Below are 19189 nucleotides of genomic sequence, written 5' to 3'. Positions count from 1 at the left end.
ACGGGACGGGCCTGGGCGGTTTGGTGGATCCTCGGGATGGCAGGGCCCCGCTGTCCTCGTTGACACAATGCGTCGTCTGGTTTGGGTAGGGCGTCAGCCGGTGGGGACGTTCGCCGTCAGCAGGGCCGCGAGGGCCGGCGCGGCCAAGGCGACCGCCCGGACGCTGCCCGGGTCGACCGCCAGCCCCCAGGACGGGTCCGGCCAGTCCTCGAACAGGTCCGCGCAGGGCAGCGCGACGAACGGCACCCCGTCCCCCGTGAACGCCGCGAGCGCTCCGGGCGAGGTGAAGACCGGCAGTAGCGGCGTGCCCGTCGCGTCGCCGACCACCGTCCACGGGAAGCCGGCATCAGGCGCCGGTTCTCCGGCCAGCGGGACGCACACCGTGGCACCGGCCAGCGCTCCGAGGTAGCCGGGCAGGTCACGCCGGTCGACGGCCGCGGCGAGCACCGCCGCCACCGCAGGCTCCGCCGCCCCGCTGGGTGCCGCCCTTACCGGCGTCACCCTTGCCGGCGTTGGCTCGACCTGGGTCACCTCGACCGGTCCAGACTCGTTCGGTGCTGACCGGGTGGCGACCGGCCGCGGCGTCGGGCCGGGGCTCGCAGCCGAGCGTGCCGTCGGGCCAGGGCGCGCGGCCGGTGGCACGACCCGGCAGGAGAGCGCACCGGGCTGGTTGGTCAGCACCTCGGCGGCGGTACGGGCCACGAACACGCTGAGACGCGCCACCTGCTCCGGAGTGCGCGGTGCCTCGTACCACCAGCCCCCGCCGCCGGTCGGGCGGTGCCAGCCGAGCGCGGCCAGGCGTGCCTCGTCATAGCCCGGGCAGAGCACCCCCACCACCTCGCGGCGCACCAGCAGTCGGATCTTGCGCGAACCGGCGGAGAGCTCCAGATCGGTGTCGCCCGCGCATCGGGCGAGCGTGTTTCGCAGCCGCGCGACGATCTCCGGCCAGGTCGGCGACGTCACGTCGGCGAGCCTGGCAGGCGGTCGTCCAACCGCCCGAGCCGGGCGACGGTCTCCTCCAGGCGGCCGAGCGCCGAAAAGTCGCCGGGCTTGCCGAACAGGTCGGTGAGGCCCGCGCCGAGCGCGACCTCCAACCCCTCGGCGTGCTCGTCGACGTGCTCGGAGGCTGCCGCACGGGCACGCCGGTACGCATCGAGCACCAACTCGGCCAACCCCTCGGTGCCGGCGCGCAGGGCGGCGGGCGCAACGGTGAGGCCGGTCAGCGCACCGGTGGCGTCGACGGTCGCCGAGACCAGCCCGCTCTCGTCGGTCGCGGTGCCGGACAGCTCGGCCAGATCGTCGGTCAGGCCCGCGAATCGGCGTTCGATGTCGGCGATCCGCCCGGCGAGCGCATCGAACGCGGACGTCGGGTCAGTCATGAGAATCCTCCCCAGTGGACCGTGCGACCGGGTGGTGCCCGGTGGCCGGGAGATCGTATCGTCGGTGCGCTCAACTCATTGGGGAGGAACGGCATGCCGCCGGATATCGATGTCGACGTGCAGGCGGTCCGTCGATTGGAGACGACCGCCAAGCAGGTCGCCAGCTCGCTCGCCGCGCTGGAGAGCCAGATCACCTCGGCCGGTGACGTGCCGTCGGACGCCTTCGGCCACCTGCCGTTCGCCAGCGACATGCTCCGCGACAAGTACGCCGAGCAGGTCACCGGCGGCGTTGAGCTGTTCGGCGCCGCGAATGCCGCGTTCGACCGTGTAGCCGGCGCGTTGGCTGACACGGTCGAGGCGTACGAGCGTAACGAGCAGGACCTCGACGCCGGGTTCAAGGCCATCGAGTCGGGGCTGCCCGGATGAGCGGGCCGGCCGGCAGCGCCGTTCAGTTGTGGAACGGCCTCGACAGCGCGCTCTCCGGGGTACAGGACGCGGTCGACAGCGTCTGCCGGACCTTGGCCTGGCCGCTCATCCAGCTCGTCGACATGGTCGACGGCGAGCCCGCCGTGCTGCGCGCGAAGGCCGCCGAGTGGGACGCGCTGGCCGCGCAGGTGCGTGACCTGGCCGACGGGCACCGCGGCGTCCGCGAGGCCGCGCAGCCCGGGTGGCGCTCACCCGCCGGCGAGGCGTACGGCCAGCGGCTGGCCGAGGTCGAGCAGCAGATGCTCGACGTGGCCGAGCAGTTCGCCGCGACCGCCGAGTACCTGCGGAGTGTCGCCGACGGCCTGCAAACGGTGCACGACGTGCTCGTGGATCTCTGCGTCGAGTTCGTGAACTTCCTGTTGGTCACGCTGGTCACGGCGTTGCTGATGGCGCCGATCACCATGGGTGCGTCCTGGGCTGCCGGCATGGGCGTCGCCGTGACCAGGGGCATGATCGTGCTCGCCCGGATGATGAAGGTCATCCGGCCGCTCGCAACGCATCTGCAGAAGGTCATCCGTCTGCTCCAGCGGGTCATGCTGTACCTGCGTAAGCTGCGGACGCACCTGGACAAGTTGGTCGACATGCAGAAGGGGCTGCGCGCCGGCAAGAAGTACGCCGATAAGCGCCGCGCCGCAGGCAAGCTCGACAAGTGGCACCACAAGTTCCTCGACCCCTCGAAGGGCACCTACAAGCTGGGCAAGTCCGGTTCACCGTTCGACATGGGTGCCCTGGACCGGGCTGCCGCGCTGCGCGCGCACGGTGTCGCCGACGGCGCCCGGGTGATCGCCCGGGACTGGGCGACCAACCTGCCGTGGAACGTGCCGAACTCGGTCGTGCACGGCGTCACCTGGGGCACGGTCGCCCTCACCAGCGGCCTCTCCGTACCCGGCAGCGACCAGTTCGGCGACAAGGTCGACCAAGCGGTGCAGGGCGGCGCCGACTGGATCGACCAGAATGTCTTCGGGCAACCGCCGGCCGGCCAGCCGGCGGGCCGCTAGGGGAGGAACGCGTCATGGCAGAGGAGCGAGGCCGACTCGGTCGGTTCACCGACGCGGTGCTCGGTGGCGCGCGGGCCGCCCGGGACAAGGCCCGTGAGCTGCGCGACGAGTTCCGCACCAGCGACGAACCCGAACGCGCCCTCGTCGCGCCGCTGCTGCCCGGGCAGCAGCTCCGCTACGTGGGGCTCGGCCCGGTCCGCGCCCCGGAGACACACAAGGCCGGCCGGCAGCTCGCCGACGTGATGGCCAACGAGTTCGTCGACGGGCTCGACCCGAAGGTGCTGTTCGGGCTGCTCAACATCGTCAACCCGGTGGTCTGGGTGGAAGCGGTGCTGACGCCCGTCCGGCTGGCGGCGGGCGTGCTGCTGCTGCCGGGCAAGGCCGCTGCCATCGCGGTGGGTCTGCCCGCGGCGGCCGAGCCGGAGCCGGGCCCGCCACAGCAGCGGGCACAGCGGGAGCCGATTCCGCTCACCGAGGAGCAGGAGGCGTTCCGGGCGCTGTTCCGGCTCAGCCTGTACCGCCCGCTGGCCGACCAGCTCGCCGAGATCGCCTACAAGCGCCGGTTCGTCTTCAGCGGTGACCTCGCCACCCTCGCCGGCAGCCTGCTGCTCTTCCTGGAGCGGTACACGGGCACACCGCTGGCGGTGACCGACACCCACCTTCACCTGCTGCGGATGGGCCCACGCCCCGACCCCGACCGGCCCGACCGGCGTCAACCGCGGGTGCTGTGGAGCGTCGAGCGCGGCCGGGTGGCCCGCATCGACTCCGAGGGGGGCATGGCCGGTCTGACGCGTTTCCCGTCCACCATCTTCTTCGACGACGGCTCGTGGATCCGGATCGTCAACCCCGCGACCCGCGACGACCAGTCGCGGTTCCTGACCGCGATCAACGACCTCCCCGGACAGCGCCCGACGCCGTGACCGGGCCGGCGGGTCGGCCGTGACCCGGCCGGTGGGTCAGCCGTCGCGTTCGGGGTAGCCCACCGGCACCGCCGAGACGTCGTCCAGCGCGGTGGTGATCTCCTCCGGCAGTGTGATCCGTTCCACTTGGAGCGCGCCGAGCAGCTGCCCCACCGTCCGCGCGCCGAGGATCGGCGCGGTCACCCCGGGCCGGTCCCGGATCCAGGCCAGCGCCACCTCCAGTGGCGACACGCCCAAACCACCGGCCGCGGTCGCCACCGCCTCCACGATGCTGGAACAACGCGGCTCCAGGTACGTCGAGACGAACCGCTCGAAGTGCGGCGACGCGGCTCGGGAATCCCCCGGACGCCCGTGCCGGTACTTGCCGGTGAGCACTCCCCGACCCAGCGGTGACCAGGGCAGCAGGCCGAGGCCGAGCGCGTCGCACGCGGGCAGCACCTCCCGCTCCACGCCCCGCTCCAGCAGCGAATACTCCACCTGGGTGGCGACCACCGGTGCCCGTCCCGGCCAGGCGGTCTGCCAGGCGGCGGCACGCGCGGTCTGCCAGCCGGAGAAGTTCGACACCCCGACGTAGCGGACCTTGCCGCTGGCCACCGCGTGGTCCAGTGCGGCCATGGTCTCCTCGAGCGGGGTGTCCGGGTCGTACCCGTGCAGCTGGAACAGGTCGACGTGGTCGGTGCCGAGCCGGCGCAGCGACGCGTCCAACGTCCGCAGCAGGTGCCCCCGGGAGCCGTCGCGGCGCCGGCCGCTGCCCGGGCGCAACCCCGCCTTCGTGGCGATGAGCAGGTCATCGCGGGGCACGAGGGTGCCCAGCAGTGAGCCGATCACCGACTCGGCGTCGCCGTCGCCGTACACGTCGGCGGTGTCGATCAGGTTGCCGCCCGCGTCCAGAAAACTCTTCAGCTGGGCGGCCGCATCGTCGGCGTCGGTGTCCCGGCCCCAGGTCATGGTGCCGAGCGCGAGCCGGGAAACCGCCAGCCCGCTTCGGCCGAGCGGTCGCTGTTGCATGGGTGAACCTTATTTCGAACCTGCCTCCACGGATATCCTCGCTCCCGTCATCTCTGCCGGTTCTGCCGGTTCCGCCGACGGCGGGCACCGCGTCGGCGGGGGATCAAAGGTGTCGAGCCGGTGATCGAGTCCGTTTTCGGCATTGCGTAACCTGGTGCGACCTGTGCCACGGATGGGGGAGGACCAGTGCGACTCGGGCTCAGTCTCGGATACCAGACAGCATGGAGCACACCTGCCGACCACCTGGCCCTGGCGCAGGAAGCGGACCGGCTGGGCTATTCGGTGGTGTGGGCAGCGGAGGCCTACGGCTCCGACTCGCCCAGCATGCTCGCCTGGATGGCCGGCCAGACCGAACGGATCGACGTCGGCGCCGCGGTGATGCAGATCCCCGCGCGTACGCCGGCTGCCACCGCCATGACCGCCGCCACCATCGACGCCCTCTCTGGCGGCCGCTTCCGGCTCGGCCTGGGAGTCTCCGGCCCGCAGGTCTCCGAGGGCTGGCACGGCGTGCGTTTCGCCAAACCACTCGCCCGGACCCGCGAGTTCGTCGACATCGTCAAGCTGGCCATCGCCCGCAAGGAAGTGACGTACGACGGGGAGCACTACACGTTGCCGCTGCCGGACGGCCCCGGCAAGGCCCTGCGGCTGGGCTTCCACCCACCACGCGAGCACATACCGATCTACCTGGCCGCGGTCGGCCCGAAGAACCTGGAGTTGGCCGGCGAGATCGCCGACGGCTGGCTGGCCGTGTTCTACGCCCCGGAGTTCGCCGAGGAGCAGCTCGCCTCGGTCCGCGCCGGGCGGGCCAAGGTCGGCAAGGAGTTGGCCGGGTTCGACGTGGTGCCGTCGGTGCCCGTGGTGATCGGCGACGACGTGGCCTCCTGCGCCGAGCTCGTACGCTGGTACGCCGCGCTCTACGTGGGCGGCATGGGCAGCCGTGAGCAGAACTTCTACAACCAGCTCGCCACCCGGATGGGTTACGGCGACGCCGCCCGCGACGTGCAGGACCTGTACCTGGCCAAGCGGCAGCGCGACGCCGCCGCCGCCGTGCCCATGGAGTTCATCGACCGCACCTCGCTGCTCGGCCCGAAGGAGCGCGTCGCCGAGCGGATGCGGGAGTACGCTGCTGCCGGCGTCACCACGCTGTCGGTGTCCCTGTTCGTGGCTGACCGGGACAGCGGTGTGCAGACCCTGCGTACCGTCGCCGAGGCCCTCGACCTTGCGGGAGTCGGAGAGTGACCTGGGTCGAAGCAATCGTCCTGGGCATCGTCCAGGGACTGACCGAGTTTCTTCCGGTCAGCTCGTCGGGGCATCTGCGGATCACCTCGGCGATCTTCTTCGACCGTGACGCCGGCGCGTCGTTCACCGCGGTCACCCAGCTCGGCACCGAAGCGGCCGTGCTCATCTACTTCGCCAAGGACATCTGGCGGATCACCCGTACCTGGCTGGTCGGCATCAGGGACAAGTCGGTCCGTTCCAGCCTCGACTACCGGATGGGCTGGTACGTGATCGTCGGCTCGATCCCGATCGGGCTGTTCGGTTTCGTGTTCAAGGACCAGATCAAGACCGCCGGGCGCAACCTCTGGGTGGTGGCGACCACGCTTATCGTGTTCGCCTTCGTGCTGGCGTTCGCCGAGTACTGGGGGCGGCAGACCCGCACCCTGGAGAACTTCCGGATGAAGGACGGCATCGTCATGGGTTTCGCCCAGGCGATGGCGCTGGTCCCCGGGGTGTCCCGCTCCGGTGGCACTCTCACCGCCGGCCTGCTGCTCAACCTCACCCGGGAGGCGGCGGCACGGTATTCCTTCCTGCTGGCCATCCCGGCGGTGGTGATGTCCGGTGTGTTCAGCCTCGGTGACGTCTTCGAGCCGTCCGCGCCGGGCACGTCGGTGCCCACCGTGGCCCAGACGATCGTGGCCACCGCCATCGCCTTCGGCATCGGGTACGCGGCCATCGCCTGGCTGCTGCGTTACGTCGCCCACCACACCCTGTACGTCTTCGTGCTGTACCGGGTCGCGTTGGGCACTCTGGTCCTGGCTCTGCTGCTGACCGGCACGATCGACGCCACCTGACCGGCCGACCCGTCGACGGCCCCTGTCCCGCCTGCTGGCGGGCCGGGGGCCGCCCTCGTCCCCGCCGCCCGCCCTCGTCCCCGCCGCCCGCCCTCGGTCCCGCCGCCCGCTTGATCGGCTCCAGATCGCCGACGTGGGGGCATCCCGGCGCATGGAAACCCCCACATCGCCGACCTGGAGTGGAGCCCATGACGACCAGGAACAATGAGCGGGCCTAGGGTGGTCAGCGTGGCAACCCTTCTGCTTCTGCGACACGGCCGGACCACGGCGAACGCCGATGGCGGCCTGGCCGGCCGGCAACCGGTCGAGCTGGACGACACCGGGCGCGCCCAGGCCGCCGCGGTGGGCGAGCGGTTGCGGGGGGTGCCCCTGGCCGCCGTGGTGACAAGCCCCCTGATCCGCTGCCGACAGACCCTGGAGTTGGCGCTTCCGGAGGCCGCCCCGGTCGTCGAGGACGGGTTGATCGAGTGTGACTACGGCAGCTGGGAGGGGCAGCAGCTGAAGAAGCTCGCGAAGGAGCCGCTCTGGCCGGTGGTCCAGCAGCGCCCCAGCGCAGCGGTCTTTCCGGACGGGGAGGCGATGGCGGCGATGGCCGCGCGGGCGGTCGCGGCGGTTCGCTCCTGGGACGCCCGGGTCAGCGCCGAGCACGGGCCCGAGGCGGTGTGGCTGGCGTGCAGCCACGGAGATGTGATCAAAGCCATTGTGGCGGACGCGCTCGGCGTACATCTGGATCTTTTTCAACGGATCGTGGCCGACCCGGCGTCGGTGACCGCGATCCGGTTCACGCCGCTGCGGCCGTTCCTGGTCCGGCTCAACGACACCGGCGGCGACCTCCACGCCCTGGTGCCGCCGCCGTCGCGCAAGCGGCGTCGGCGGGCTCCCCGGGCGGCTGATTCGGACGCCGCGGTCGGCGGCGGGGCCGGTGCGGCCTCGTGACGACGATCCCGACCGCCCGCCGTCCTGGTGCGCGCCAGGCCGCGACACCCGCGCCTGATCATCGGCAGCGGTCGACGGCCGCCAGCGGGTGGGCCGCCACGCCCGGTTATAGCCGCTGGTACGCCGGGCGCGCCGCCCCTGACGCGATTCGGGTCGGTGGGGTGCGCGACGCCATCGCGGGCCGGATAGGGTCGTGGGTATGACCCACCAGGTGCACGCCTTCGAACCGCCGGAGCGGTTCGTCGCCGGGACTGTCGGCCCGCCGGGGGAGCGCGCCTTCTTCCTGCAGGCCCGTGGCGGCGGCAGGCTGGTCAGCGTCGCGCTGGAAAAGGTCCAGGTGTCCCTGCTCGCCGAAAAGCTGGAGGAGCTACTCACCGAGGCGCAGCGTCGCTTCGGGGTGGACCTGCCCGAGCTGGCGCCGGTGATCGGCGACAACGAGCCGCTGGACACGCCTGTCGACGAGGAGTTCCGGGTCGGGACCCTCGGGCTGGCCTTCGACGTGGACACCGCGACCGTGGTGATCGAAGCGATCGCCGCGGGCGAGGTGGAGCCCGAGGTCGAGCTGGACGAAGACGACGAAGACGACGACGAGGACGAAGAGCCGGACGAGGACCTGGACCGGCTCCGGGTCCGGCTCACCCCGCAGGCGACCCGCCAGTTCATCGAGCGGGCCCGGCGAGTGGTCAACGCGGGTCGGCCTCCGTGCCCGCTCTGCGGCCAACCGTTGGACCCCGCCGGGCACCTCTGCCCGCGGCACAACGGTTATCACCGGTGACCTCGTCCGGCCTCCAGCCTCGCCAGGACGGCGACGCCGCGCTGCGGCTGCTGCTGGACGGCGTGCTCGACCTGGAAGGTCGCCTCGTCGACGCGTCGAACACCACGCTGCGCGGCATCCTGACCCTGGACGGGGCAACCGCCCGCTGCGTCTACAAACCGGTCCGTGGCGAGCGTCCGCTCTGGGACTTCCCGGACGGCACCCTGGCCGGGCGGGAGGTCTCGGCGTACCTGGTGTCGCGGGCCACCGGTTGGGGCCTGGTGCCGCCCACCGTGCTACGCGATGGCCCATTCGGCCCCGGCTCCTGCCAGCTGTGGATCGACGAGCCGGACGACGCCGAGCCGCTGGTTGGCTTCCTGCCTGCCGGGGAGCTGCCGCCCCGCTGGATCCCGATCGCCGCCGCCAGAGACGACGACGGCGCCGCGTACGCGTTGGCGCACTCCGACGACCCACGGCTGGCCCGCCTCGCGGTGCTCGACGCGGTGATCAACAACGCGGACCGTAAGGGCGGTCACGTGCTGGTCGGGGCCGACGACCGGATCTACGGGGTGGACCACGGGGTGAGCTTCCACGTGGAGGACAAGCTGCGTACGGTGCTCTGGGGTTGGGCCGGCAAGCAGTTGCCCCCGGACGCGATGGAGATGCTCGACGGGCTCGCCGGGCAGGTCGCCGGGCCCCTCGGCGCGGAGCTGGCCGACCACCTGACGATCAGCGAGGTGACCGAGTTGGCCTCCCGGATCGACCGGCTACGGGAGACTGGCCGCTTCCCCCAGCCGCCGGAGGACTGGCCCGCGATGCCCTGGCCGCCCATGTGACCCGCTGTCATCTTGATCACCCGTTTGGCGCTCCGACGTCGTCCTCCGGCTGGCTAGGCTGATCCCATGGAGTCTTGGGCGGGACACGAGGTGCCACGGCTGCCGGGCAGGGGCGAGCCACTGGCGTTGTACGACTCGGCGCGGCAGGGTGTCCACCCGAGCGAGCCGGTCGACGCGGGAAGCATGTACGTCTGCGGCATCACCCCGTACGACGCCACGCACCTTGGTCACGCCGCCACCATGATCACGTTCGACCTGGTGCAGCGGATGTGGCGTGACGCCGGGCGTCCGGTGCGCTACGTGCAGAACGTCACCGACATCGACGACCCGCTGCTGGAGCGGGCCGCCCGCGACGGCGAGGACTGGGTGGTCCTGGCGATGCGCGAGACGGCGTTGTTCCGGGAGGACATGGAGGCGCTGCGGATCATCCCGCCGGCGCACTACGTGGGAGCGGTCGAGTCGATCCCGGATATCGCCGACAAGGTCGAGGTGCTGCTCAAGGACGGCGCCGCGTACCGGCTCGACGACGGCACCGGCGACGTCTACTTCGACATCTCCGCCACCGGCCGGTTCGGCTACGAGTCGAACCTGACCCGCGAACAGATGCTGGAAATCTTCCCGGAGCGTGGCGGAGACCCCGACCGGGCCGGCAAGCGTGACCCACTGGACCCGCTGCTGTGGCGCGGCGCCCGCGAGGGCGAGCCATCCTGGCCGGGCGGCGAGTTGGGTGCGGGCCGTCCGGGCTGGCACATCGAGTGCGCGGTGATCGCGCTGAACCTGCTCGGTGACCAGATCGACGTGCAGGGTGGCGGCAACGACCTGCTGTTCCCGCACCACGAGGCATCCGCCGCGCACGCCGAGCGGCTCACCGGTCAGGCGCCGTTCGCCGCGCACTACGTGCACGCCGGGATGATCGGCCTGGACGGCGAGAAGATGTCCAAGTCCCGCGGCAACCTGGTCTTCGTGTCCCGGCTGCGCGCCGACAAGGTCGACCCGATGGCGATCCGGCTGGCGCTGATCTCCGGGCACTACCGCAGTGACCGCACGTGGACCGACGAGTTGCTGTCCACCGCGCAGGAGCGCCTGGACCGCTGGCGGCGGGCCGCCGCCGCGCCTGCCGGGCCGTCCGGGGCTGAGCTGCTGGCCGGGGTACGCGAACGCCTGGCCGACGATCTCGACACCCCCGGAGCCCTGGCGGTGGCCGACCGTTGGGCCGATGCGGTCCTCGCGGGTGCCACGGATGACCCCGAGGCTCCAGCCCTCTTCGCGAACACGGTGGATGCCCTCCTGGGAGTCCACCTGTAGTCCCACCTCTGCCCTGCGTGCTCTGCCCTGCTGTGCCCGGCGGGCTCCGGCCGGGCACCGTGACTTTCCCGCGATCTTGCAGATTCTGTCCCCGCATTTGGGGCAGACCCGGGCATAACCGCGACTGAAAGTGCAAGATCGGCGGGCTGGGCCGGGCCGGGCTGGGCGGTCAGCCTAGGACTAGGCCGGGGTTGGGGTCGGGGTCTGGGGTTGGGGCGGGGATCTTGTACTCCTCGGTGAGGGTGGTCATCGGGCCGGGCCAGGTGGCCTGGGAGACCTCGATCGGCTTGCGGTGAGCGTCGTACGCGACGTGCAGCAGGTGCAGCACCGGGGTGTCCGGCCGGATCTGGAGCGTCTCGGCCTCTTCCCGGCTGGGCTGGCGGGCGCTGATCGTGTCGGTGGCGGAGACGTACCGCCGCCCGGTGACCTCCTCGGCTTCCTGGTAGAGAGGCCGGCCGAACGCCTCGGTGCGCTCCAAAGAGGTGCCTGCGGTGTCGGTGGGTAGGAACCAGGAGGCGCCAACCTCGACGGGGGAGTCGTCGGTGCGTACGAGGTGTCGGCGGCAGAGCAGGTTGGTGCCGTCGGGCACTCCGAACGCGTCGGCCACCTCGGCGGGGGCGGGGGCGCGACCGACGGAGACGAGCTGCTGACGGTATCGGGCGGCAAGATCGGTGTGGTAGCCGCGGAAGCCGCCGTACCGGCCCCGGGAGAGGCGGTTGAGTCGGCGTCGGGTGCCCCGGACGTACGTACCGGAGCCCGGCTTGGTGATCAGGATGCCCTCGACCCGCAACTGGTCGACGGCGCGTTGCACGGTCTGCTTGGCGACGCCGAACATTTCGGCGATGGCCGGGATGGACGGCAACCGCTCGCCGGGTCCCCAGTCGCCGCGGCGGACCTGGGCCTTGAGCTGCGCGGCGATCTGTCGGTGCGGGAACTCCGCAGCCCCGGGATTGATCTGCACACCCGCCTCCTTGATCACATCTAGGTTCCTAGGATGCCTTAGAGGGTGTGACGGCGCTACCCCTGACACGCGAAAACGGGACTGCGAGCAGGAAAACAGGACTGCGAACACGAAAGCGGGCCCCGGACAGATCCGGGGCCCGCGACAGAACTGGGGGAGAGGCGTCTACCAGGAACCGGCGGTGGGGCCGGCCGAACCGCCCCGTCGGCGCAGGTACTTCTCGAACTCCTGAGCGATCTCGTCACCGGTCAGCGGGGTGATCCCCTCGTCGCCAACCCGTTCCTCCAGCTCGCGGACGTACTCGCCGAGCTCGGCATCCTGCTCGGCGGCGCTGCGCACGCGCTGCTCCCACTCGGCGGACTCCTCGGCCAGGTCGGCCATCGGCACCGGCAGGTCGACGACCTCCTCGACCCGGTGCAGCAGGGCGAGGGTGGCCTTGGGGCAGGGCGGGTTGTTGGCGTAGTGCGGCACGTGCACCCAGAACGAGACGGCATCCACGTCGGCACGGGTGCAGGCGTCATGCAGCACGCCGACGATGCCGGTCGGCCCGTCGTAGCGGGTCGGGGTGAGCTGGTAGCGCTCGGCGGCCTGCGCGTCGGAGGCACTGCCGCTGATCGGCAGTGGCCGAGTGTAGGGAACGTCGGCCAGTAACGCGCCGAGCAACACCACCCGTTCCACCTCGAGGCTGTGGCAGATCTCCAGCACCTGCTCGCAGAACGTCCGCCAGCGCATGCTCGGCTCGATCCCGCGGATCAGCACCACGTCGCGCTCGGTGCCCTCCGGGCTGGCCACCATGAACCGGGTCGTCGGCCACTCCACCCGACGGGTCTCCCCGTCGGCCATGGTGATGGTGGGCCGGCTGACCTGGAAGTCGTAGAAGTCCTCCGGGTCCAACTCGGCGACCTGTCGGGCGTTCCAGACCTGCTCAAGGTGCTCGACCGCGGCGGTGGACGCGTCGGCGGCGTCATTCCAGCCCTCGAACGCGGCGATGGCCACCGGGGACCGCAGCACCGGCAGTCCGTCGAACTCGGTCACGCCGTCACCTCAACCTGCTTGTCGCGGCCGGCGCCGGGATGGCGCCCGGTCGTCCTACCGTGGGGCACGGCGGCGTCCCTGTTGTCCTTCACGTCCGTCAGCCTACGTGCCGGGCGGGGGTACGGCCTGTCGGCCGCGCCGGTCGGCTCCGCCGAGGCCCGGTCATACACGAACGAACCAGACAGCGTGATCCCGCTGACACAATATGGGATCGGGTGCTGACGGGGGTTGGGTGCGGCGGGTGCCGCACTAACCTGAACGGGTGCGGACTTCGTTGATGGATGTGCTGGCCGACCGAATTCTCATCGCCGACGGCGCGATGGGCACAATGCTGCAGGCCGCGGACCTCACGCTCGACGACTTCGACGGCCTCGAAGGGTGCAACGAGATCCTCAACGTCACCCGGCCCGACGTGGTGCGCGGGGTGCACGACGCCTACCTGGCCGCCGGCGCGGACTGCGTCGAGACCAACACGTTCGGCGCCAACCTCGCCAACCTCGCCGAGTACGACATCCCGCAGCGCATTCGGGAGCTGTCCGAGGCGGGCGCCCGCATCGCCCGGGAAGCCGCCGACGCGGCCAGCACCCCGCAGCGGCCCCGGTTCGTGCTCGGTTCGATCGGGCCGGGCACCAAACTTCCCACCCTGGGGCACGCCGCGTACTCGACCCTGCGCGACGCGTACCAGGAGAACGCCGCCGGTCTGATCGTCGGCGGCGCGGACGCGCTGATCATCGAGACCTGCCAGGACCTGCTCCAGGTGAAGGCCGCCGTGGTCGGGTCCAAGCGGGCGATGGCCGAGCTGGGCCAGTCGGTGCCGATCATCTGCCATGTGGCCGTGGAGACCACCGGCACCATGCTGGTGGGCAGCGAGATCGGCGCGGCACTGGCGGCGATCGAGCCGCTCGGGGTGGACCTGATCGGGCTGAACTGCTCGACCGGCCCGGCCGAGATGAGCGAACACCTGCGGTACCTGTCGCAGCACTCCCGCATCCCGCTGTCGGTGATGCCGAACGCCGGCCTGCCGGTGCTGACCGCCGACGGCGCGTACTTCCCGCTGACTCCCGTGGAGCTGGCCGAGGCCCTGGAGCGGTTCATCACCGAGTACGGCGTGGGGCTCATCGGCGGCTGCTGCGGCACCACACCGGAGCACATCCGGGTGCTGGCGGAGCGGCTGCACGGCGTCACCGCCCCGGCCCGCGAGCCCCGGCACGAGGCGGGCGTCTCCTCGGTGTACCACCCGGTGCCGTTCGCCCAGGACGCGTCGGTGCTGATGGTGGGGGAGCGGACCAACGCCAACGGCTCGAAGGCGTTCCGGGAGGCCATGCTGGCCGGCGACTGGCGGGCCTGCGTGGAGATCGCCCGTAGTCAGGCGCGCGACGGCTCGCACCTGCTGGACCTGTGCGTGGACTACGTCGGCCGCGACGGCACACAGGACATGCGGGAGCTGGCCGGCCGCTTCGCGACCGCGTCGACGCTGCCGATCATGCTGGACTCCACCGAACCGAACGTGGTGGAGGCCGGGCTGGAGATGCTCGGCGGTCGATGCGTGGTCAACTCGGTGAACTTCGAGGACGGCGAGGGCCCCGACTCCCGGTACGCGAGGGTGATGCCGATCGTCCGTGAACACGGCGCGGCGGTGGTGGCGCTGCTCATCGACGAGGAGGGGCAGGCGCGTACCCAGGAGTGGAAGGTCCGGGTCGCGGCGCGGCTGATCGACGACCTGACCGGTCGATGGGGGATGGACCGCTCCGACATCCTGATCGACGCGTTGACGTTCCCGATCGCCACCGGGCAGGAGGAGACCCGCCGCGACGGCATCGAGACGATCGAGGCGATCCGGGAGATCGCCCACCGCTACCCGGGGGTCAACTTCACCCTGGGCATCTCGAACATCTCCTTCGGGCTCAACCCGGCGGCCCGGCAGGTCCTCAACTCGGTGTTCCTGCACGAGTGCGTGCAAGCCGGCCTGACGTCGGCGATCGTGCACGCCAGCAAGATCCTGCCGATGTCGAAGATTCCCGACGAGCAGCGCGAGGTCGCACTGGACCTGGTGTATGACCGGCGCCGCGAGGGGTACGACCCGGTGCAGCGCTTCCTCGAACTCTTCGAGGGTGTCGACGTGACGAGCGCACGGGCCAGCCGCGCACAGGAGTTGGCCGCGTTGCCGCTCGACGAGCGGCTCAAGCGGCGGATCATCGACGGTGAGCGCAACGGCCTGGAGGCCGACCTGGACGAGGCGATGGCCGGCGGCCGGGCCCCACTGTCGATCATCAACGACATCCTGCTGGACGGCATGAAGGTCGTCGGGGAGCTGTTCGGCTCCGGGCAGATGCAGTTGCCGTTCGTGCTTCAGTCCGCCGAGGTGATGAAGACCGCGGTGGCCTACCTGGAGCCGCACATGGAGACCACCGAGGACGGCGGCAAGGGCCGCATCGTGCTCGCCACCGTGCGTGGCGACGTGCACGACATCGGTAAGAACCTGGTCGACATCATCCTGTCCAACAACGGCTACGAGGTCGTGAACATCGGCATCAAGCAGCCGATCAGCGCCATCCTCGATGCCGCGGAGCAGCACCGCGCCGACGCGATCGGCATGTCCGGGCTGCTGGTCAAGAGCACCGTCATCATGAAGGAAAACCTGGCCGAGATGGCCACGCGTGGGGTCGCGGAGCGTTGGCCCGTCCTGCTGGGTGGGGCGGCGCTGACGCGGGCGTACGTCGAGGACGACCTGCGGTCGATGTTCCCCGGGCAGGTGCACTACGCGCGGGACGCGTTCGAGGGCCTGTCCCTGATGGACAAGGTGATGACCGCCAAGCGCGGCGGCGCCCCGGTGATCGACCCGGAGCGCGAGGCAGCCCTGGCGGCGCGGCGGGCCCGCCGCGAACGGCAGCGGTCGATGGTGTCTGAGTCCCTGCCGGAGCTGCACGACTCCTCGGTCCGCTCCGACGTGGCCGCCGACGTGGCGGTGCCCACCCCGCCGTTCTTCGGCACCCGGGTGGTCAAGGGCGTGCCGATGGCCGACTACGCGGCGCTGCTCGACGAGCGGGCCACGTTCCGCGGGCAGTGGGGGCTGAACGGCGCCCGTGGCGGCAACGGTCCGTCCTATGAGGAGCTGGTCGAGACTGAGGGTCGGCCGCGTCTGCGGTACTGGTTGGACCGGCTGATCGCCGACCAGGTGCTTGAGGCAGCCGTGGTGTACGGCTACTTCCCCGCGTACTCCGAAGGCAATGACCTGGTGGTGCTCGACGAGAACGGGCACGCGGAGCGCGCCCGGTTCTCCTTCCCCCGGCAGCGGCAGGAGCGCCGGCTCTGCCTTGCGGACTTCTTCAAGCCCCAGGGCGACCAGCTCGATGTGGTCGCGTTGCAGCTGGTCACCGTGGGGCAACCAGTCAGCGAGTACGCGGCAAAGCTGTTCGCCCGCAACGAGTACCGCGACTACCTGGAGGTGCACGGGCTTTCCGTGCAGCTCACCGAGGCCCTCGCGGAATACTGGCACCGGCGCATCCGTACCGAGATGACCCTGCCCGACGGCCGTCCACTCGGCCACGACGACCCGGCGGACCTGGCCGGGCTGCTCCGCAACGACTACCGGGGCTGCCGGTACGCGTTCGGCTACCCGGCCTGCCCCGATCTGGAGGACCGGGCGAAGATCGTGGACCTGCTCGGGGCGGATCGGATCGGGGTTGAGTTGTCCGAGGAGTTCCAGCTGATGCCGGAACAGGCGACCGACGCGATCGTGGTCCACCACCCGGAGGCCAGCTACTTCAACGCCAAGTAACGGGCGCAGGTGCCCTGACCTGCGCCTGAGGCTGTCAGGAAGGCCGTTGAACCATGATCATGCCGTCTCCAGGCCGTCAACGGCTTCCGGGCCGTCCTTAGCGGCCTGGTCCTCGTCGAAGGCGGTGTCGATGGCGCGGCGAGTGCGGTCCTCGCTGGTCGGCAGGAGATGCGTATAGGTCCGCAGAGTGAAGCCCGGGTCGGCGTGGCCCAGATAGGTCGGCAGGGCCTTGATGCTCTCCCCGGCGTTCAGGCTTCGGGCGCACTGTGGACGCTGGCGAACGGGGGCCATTCGATGCGGCTCATGGGCGCAGAAGGTTTCATCCAAGCCGCCTGCGATCTATCTGCCCAGACGGTGCTGGCCTTCGGTGGTGACCTGAACGACCTCCCGGAGTGGCCCGAGCCAGCTCGATCAGGGCTCTCGGCGGAACCGCGCCCGGCGCTGAAGCTCTTGCCTGCCGACGCATAGATTTGCCCCCACCGCCGGCGGGTTGGACACCCTGACCGGCATGGGGCCCGGCGCCGACAGCAGCGCTGACAGCAACCGGCCGGGACGAGGGCAACCGCCGGCGGCCGATCACGGACAGCCGCCCGAGGTCGCAGACGTGGACGGACCTTGCCGGACGGAGCGCCCAGAACTTGTAAGCAGGGCGTCATATCCCGTGCCGAACAGTCGCAGGGCACCGAACGCTGCAGCGGTAGCTTGCCCGTTGTTCGCCGTGATGACCTTTCATGGGGACTGATTGTGGTGACACGAACCATTACGCTCGCTGACCATGAGTGGTGGACTGGCAGGCCCCCGTGGACGCGACACGGGTCTGGTGTGGGGGATCGTCGCCGCGGTGTGCATCGCACCGGTCCTCTTCGCGTCGCTTCGGTCGTCTGACACGACAGACGACGTGGTGTTCGACCGTCCGGTTTCGCTCACGGTGCTGGTCTTGGCCCTGTTACTGACAGCGATCGGTGCGGTGGTGTCGGTGGTCGTGTGGTATGGCGGGCAAGACTGGTCGTCCGGCCGCCGGTGGAGCATTGCTGGTCCGCTGCTTGCTGTCGCGGTTGCGGTGGTCGTGCTGGGGATTGGCAGCATGGCCGGCTCTGAGACAAGCGGTGACGTGGTTTTGGGTGGGCTGCTGCTGGTGGCAACGGCAGGGATGGCGGCAGTCGCAGCGCACCTGGTCCGGGTACGAGCGACCGGGGGTCGCGACCGGTTGCGGGAGCGGTTCGAGCAGATACGAGAGGACCGCTCGTGACCGACGACATCGTGATGTCGCTGCAGCAACTGCAGCGGTATCCCGGCGGGATCCAGGACCTTCTTGCTCAAGCCCAGTCCGGTGCGCCGGAACGGGTGGAGGTACAGATGCCAGCGGTGCCGTCCGAGCGGTGCTCGGCCCTGACGGGTTGCCGGAGTTTATCGTGGTGGGGCCGGCCTGGCAGCGCGGTCTAACCGCTGATGAGTTCCCGGTGGCGGTGATGGAGGCTTGCCAGGTAGCTGCCGGTGAGCGCATGGCTGCCGTCTCCCAGGTGTTGCACGACGAAATGGCACACCCCGGCGCCGAGCGGCTGCGCGAGCACCTGGCCGAGCAGGCGGAGCCGGCGCCAGTCGAGCCGCTGCCGGCCCAGTGGCGGGATCAGGTGAACCGCGTGCAGCCACGCCCGCTTGAGGACCTGGTCGAGGACGTGCTGCGCGCCGCCGATGATGTCGACGCGCTCGCTGCGGCGTCACCGTTGGCCGCTGTCGGCACCGGCACGGACGCATCGGGCCGAATAGTTGTCACGGTCTCTCAGGCGATCATTGCGGCGGTCGGTGCTCTCGTCGCCGTACTCGGCGCCCAGGCCAGCCAGATGGTGGTCCTACACGGAGAAGCGATCGATGTCAGTGCCTTCCCCGGCGGCAAATGGCCCAACGCCACCCCAAGCCAGTTCAGCGATGCCACGGTCAAAGACGGCGACGCCGACTGGTCACTCCAAAGCTGACCCAATCACAGGGGTCTGCTGCACCGATAGGTGACAGTTTCAGTCACGCGGCCTGACTGGCCGGTGGGGTCATGATGGTCTCGTACTCGATAGGGGTCAACCGGGACAGGGATCGTTGGCGTCGGCGGCGGTGGTAGGTCCGTTCGACCCAGGTCACGATCGCGGTCCTCAACTGCTGCCGGGTTGTCCAGGTCCGGCGGTCGAGGACGTTGTTCTGTAGCAGGCCGAAGAACGATTCCATGGCGGCGTTGTCGCCGGCGGCGCCGACTCTGCCCATCGACCCGATCATGTGGTGCTGGTTGAGGGCACGGACGAATTTCCGGCTTCGAAACTGCGACCCGCGGTCGGTGTGCAGCACGCAGCCAGCCACGTCACCACGGCGGGCTACGGCGTTGTGCAGGGCGTTGACGGCCAGCCTCGATGTCATGCGTGAGTCGATGGAGTAGCCGACGATCCGGTTGGACCACACATCCTTGATCGCACACAGATACAGCTTGCCCTCACCGGTGCGGTGTTCGGTGATGTCGGCCAGCCACAACCGATTCGGGCCGTGGGCGGTGAAGTCGCGGCGCACCAGATCGTCGTGCACGGGCGGACCGACCTTGCCGCCCTTGCCCCGACGCTTCTTTTTGCTGAACGCGCTGAACCAGCCCATGCCGGAACAGATTTTCCAGGCGGTGCGCTCGACCATCGGCTGGCCGGCAGCGCGGGCCTCATCGGCCAAGAACCGGTACCCGAACTCCGGGTC

At 70.5% G+C, this 19189-nt stretch carries 19 protein-coding genes; 12 read left to right on the top strand and 7 right to left on the bottom strand.

The genetic code is table 11. From position 1 onward, the window contains the following. Window positions 1-93 precede the first annotated feature (93 nt). Both ACLQ28_RS30395 and ACLQ28_RS30390 read right to left on the bottom strand, forming a co-directional pair. Window positions 94-963 carry an SseB family protein gene (locus ACLQ28_RS30395; protein WP_425689700.1) on the bottom strand — a complete coding sequence of 290 codons (870 nt, stop codon included), beginning with the start codon at window positions 961-963 and terminating at the stop codon, window positions 94-96. After that, window positions 960-1379, bottom strand: a complete 420-nt coding sequence (locus ACLQ28_RS30390) for a YbaB/EbfC family nucleoid-associated protein (protein ID WP_425689699.1) — start codon at window positions 1377-1379, stop codon at window positions 960-962. Before ACLQ28_RS30390 ends, ACLQ28_RS30395 begins: the two co-directional genes overlap by 4 nt. 93 nt (window positions 1380-1472) lie before the next feature. On the opposite strand from ACLQ28_RS30390, the gene ACLQ28_RS30385 reads away from it, so the two are divergent. From ACLQ28_RS30385 to ACLQ28_RS30375, 3 genes are read left to right on the top strand one after another with little or no spacing between them, the layout of a single operon-like run. Further along, entirely contained in the window at window positions 1473-1805 is a 333-nt protein-coding gene (locus ACLQ28_RS30385) for a hypothetical protein (protein WP_425689698.1), read from the top strand. After that, the gene (locus ACLQ28_RS30380) at window positions 1802-2863 is read left to right on the top strand and encodes a WXG100 family type VII secretion target (protein WP_425689697.1); all 1062 of its coding nucleotides are present in this window, start codon (window positions 1802-1804) and stop codon (window positions 2861-2863) included. The genes ACLQ28_RS30385 and ACLQ28_RS30380 overlap by 4 nt, the downstream gene beginning before the upstream one ends. A gap of 14 nt (window positions 2864-2877) precedes the next feature. Continuing rightward, window positions 2878-3783, top strand: coding sequence for a hypothetical protein (locus ACLQ28_RS30375; protein ID WP_425689696.1), 906 nt, complete (start codon window positions 2878-2880; stop codon window positions 3781-3783). A 36-nt stretch (window positions 3784-3819) separates the two neighbouring features. On the opposite strand, the gene ACLQ28_RS30370 is transcribed toward ACLQ28_RS30375, so the two are convergent. Next, entirely contained in the window at window positions 3820-4791 is a 972-nt protein-coding gene (locus tag ACLQ28_RS30370; protein WP_425689695.1) for an aldo/keto reductase, read from the bottom strand. 186 nt (window positions 4792-4977) lie between these two features. Here ACLQ28_RS30370 and ACLQ28_RS30365 point away from each other — a divergent pair, with 186 nt between their 5' ends. The 6 genes from ACLQ28_RS30365 (at window position 4978) to mshC (ending at window position 10694) form a co-directional block, all read left to right on the top strand. Continuing rightward, on the top strand, window positions 4978-6030 hold the full coding sequence (locus tag ACLQ28_RS30365) for an LLM class F420-dependent oxidoreductase (RefSeq protein WP_425689694.1): 1053 nt from the start codon (window positions 4978-4980) through the stop codon (window positions 6028-6030). Beyond that, window positions 6027-6863 (top strand): undecaprenyl-diphosphate phosphatase, encoded by an 837-nt coding sequence (locus ACLQ28_RS30360; protein ID WP_357101225.1) that lies wholly within the window; start codon window positions 6027-6029, stop codon window positions 6861-6863. The genes ACLQ28_RS30365 and ACLQ28_RS30360 overlap by 4 nt, the downstream gene beginning before the upstream one ends. A gap of 219 nt (window positions 6864-7082) precedes the next feature. After that, a complete protein-coding gene (locus ACLQ28_RS30355; RefSeq protein ID WP_425689749.1) occupies window positions 7083-7799 on the top strand; it encodes an MSMEG_4193 family putative phosphomutase in 717 nt (238 codons plus the stop codon). Window positions 7800-7998: 199 nt separating this feature from the next. Beyond that, window positions 7999-8574, top strand: a complete 576-nt coding sequence (locus ACLQ28_RS30350) for a DUF3090 domain-containing protein (RefSeq protein WP_425689693.1) — start codon at window positions 7999-8001, stop codon at window positions 8572-8574. Next, window positions 8571-9389 carry an SCO1664 family protein gene (locus ACLQ28_RS30345; RefSeq protein WP_425689692.1) on the top strand — a complete coding sequence of 273 codons (819 nt, stop codon included), beginning with the start codon at window positions 8571-8573 and terminating at the stop codon, window positions 9387-9389. The genes ACLQ28_RS30350 and ACLQ28_RS30345 overlap by 4 nt, the downstream gene beginning before the upstream one ends. Before the next feature lie 66 nt (window positions 9390-9455). Next, window positions 9456-10694 carry a cysteine--1-D-myo-inosityl 2-amino-2-deoxy-alpha-D-glucopyranoside ligase gene (gene mshC / locus ACLQ28_RS30340; protein WP_425689691.1) on the top strand — a complete coding sequence of 413 codons (1239 nt, stop codon included), beginning with the start codon at window positions 9456-9458 and terminating at the stop codon, window positions 10692-10694. Window positions 10695-10863: 169 nt separating this feature from the next. On the opposite strand, the gene ACLQ28_RS30335 is transcribed toward mshC, so the two are convergent. Beyond that, window positions 10864-11655, bottom strand: a complete 792-nt coding sequence (locus ACLQ28_RS30335; RefSeq protein WP_393136594.1) for a GntR family transcriptional regulator — start codon at window positions 11653-11655, stop codon at window positions 10864-10866. Window positions 11656-11820: 165 nt separating this feature from the next. Continuing rightward, complete coding sequence (locus ACLQ28_RS30330; protein ID WP_357812529.1) at window positions 11821-12690, bottom strand: PAC2 family protein; 870 nt, start codon at window positions 12688-12690, stop codon at window positions 11821-11823. A gap of 277 nt (window positions 12691-12967) precedes the next feature. On the opposite strand from ACLQ28_RS30330, the gene metH reads away from it, so the two are divergent. Next, on the top strand, window positions 12968-16468 hold the full coding sequence (gene metH, locus ACLQ28_RS30325) for a methionine synthase (RefSeq protein WP_425689748.1): 3501 nt from the start codon (window positions 12968-12970) through the stop codon (window positions 16466-16468). Between the two features lie 57 nt (window positions 16469-16525). Here the strand turns inward: metH and ACLQ28_RS30320 are convergent, their stop codons facing one another. Further along, the gene (locus ACLQ28_RS30320; protein WP_425689690.1) at window positions 16526-16795 is read right to left on the bottom strand and encodes a hypothetical protein; all 270 of its coding nucleotides are present in this window, start codon (window positions 16793-16795) and stop codon (window positions 16526-16528) included. A gap of 448 nt (window positions 16796-17243) precedes the next feature. Here ACLQ28_RS30320 and ACLQ28_RS30315 point away from each other — a divergent pair, with 448 nt between their 5' ends. Both ACLQ28_RS30315 and ACLQ28_RS30310 read left to right on the top strand, forming a co-directional pair. Next, window positions 17244-17717, top strand: coding sequence for a hypothetical protein (locus ACLQ28_RS30315; protein WP_425689689.1), 474 nt, complete (start codon window positions 17244-17246; stop codon window positions 17715-17717). A 130-nt stretch (window positions 17718-17847) separates the two neighbouring features. Next, window positions 17848-18441: a hypothetical protein gene (locus ACLQ28_RS30310; protein ID WP_425689688.1), complete on the top strand. Its 594-nt coding sequence runs from the start codon at window positions 17848-17850 to the stop codon at window positions 18439-18441. A 43-nt stretch (window positions 18442-18484) separates the two neighbouring features. Here ACLQ28_RS30310 and ACLQ28_RS30305 read toward each other — a convergent pair. Then, on the bottom strand, window positions 18485-19189 hold a 705-nt coding region (locus ACLQ28_RS30305; protein WP_425689687.1), incomplete at its 5' end, for an IS3 family transposase.

It is taken from the genome of Micromonospora sp. DT201 (genome assembly GCF_049841575.1).
In the GTDB taxonomy this organism is placed as follows: domain Bacteria; phylum Actinomycetota; class Actinomycetes; order Mycobacteriales; family Micromonosporaceae; genus Micromonospora.
Note: the sequence above shows the minus strand (reverse complement) of the source record. Positions and strands in the feature narration are given on the sequence as shown.

What these genes read in the sequence shown, in the direction of transcription:
- ACLQ28_RS30390 (WP_425689699.1), bottom strand. Translation starts at nt 1,379, where the DNA reads ATGACTGACCCGACGTCCGCGTTCGATGCGCTCGCCGGGCGGATCGCC.
- ACLQ28_RS30385 (WP_425689698.1), top strand. Translation starts at nt 1,473, where the DNA reads ATGCCGCCGGATATCGATGTCGACGTGCAGGCGGTCCGTCGATTGGAG.
- ACLQ28_RS30380 (WP_425689697.1), top strand. Translation starts at nt 1,802, where the DNA reads ATGAGCGGGCCGGCCGGCAGCGCCGTTCAGTTGTGGAACGGCCTCGAC.
- ACLQ28_RS30375 (WP_425689696.1), top strand. Translation starts at nt 2,878, where the DNA reads ATGGCAGAGGAGCGAGGCCGACTCGGTCGGTTCACCGACGCGGTGCTC.
- ACLQ28_RS30370 (WP_425689695.1), bottom strand. Translation starts at nt 4,791, where the DNA reads ATGCAACAGCGACCGCTCGGCCGAAGCGGGCTGGCGGTTTCCCGGCTC.
- ACLQ28_RS30350 (WP_425689693.1), top strand. Translation starts at nt 7,999, where the DNA reads ATGACCCACCAGGTGCACGCCTTCGAACCGCCGGAGCGGTTCGTCGCC.
- mshC (WP_425689691.1), top strand. Translation starts at nt 9,456, where the DNA reads ATGGAGTCTTGGGCGGGACACGAGGTGCCACGGCTGCCGGGCAGGGGC.
- metH (WP_425689748.1), top strand. Translation starts at nt 12,968, where the DNA reads ATGGATGTGCTGGCCGACCGAATTCTCATCGCCGACGGCGCGATGGGC.
- ACLQ28_RS30315 (WP_425689689.1), top strand. Translation starts at nt 17,244, where the DNA reads ATGAGTGGTGGACTGGCAGGCCCCCGTGGACGCGACACGGGTCTGGTG.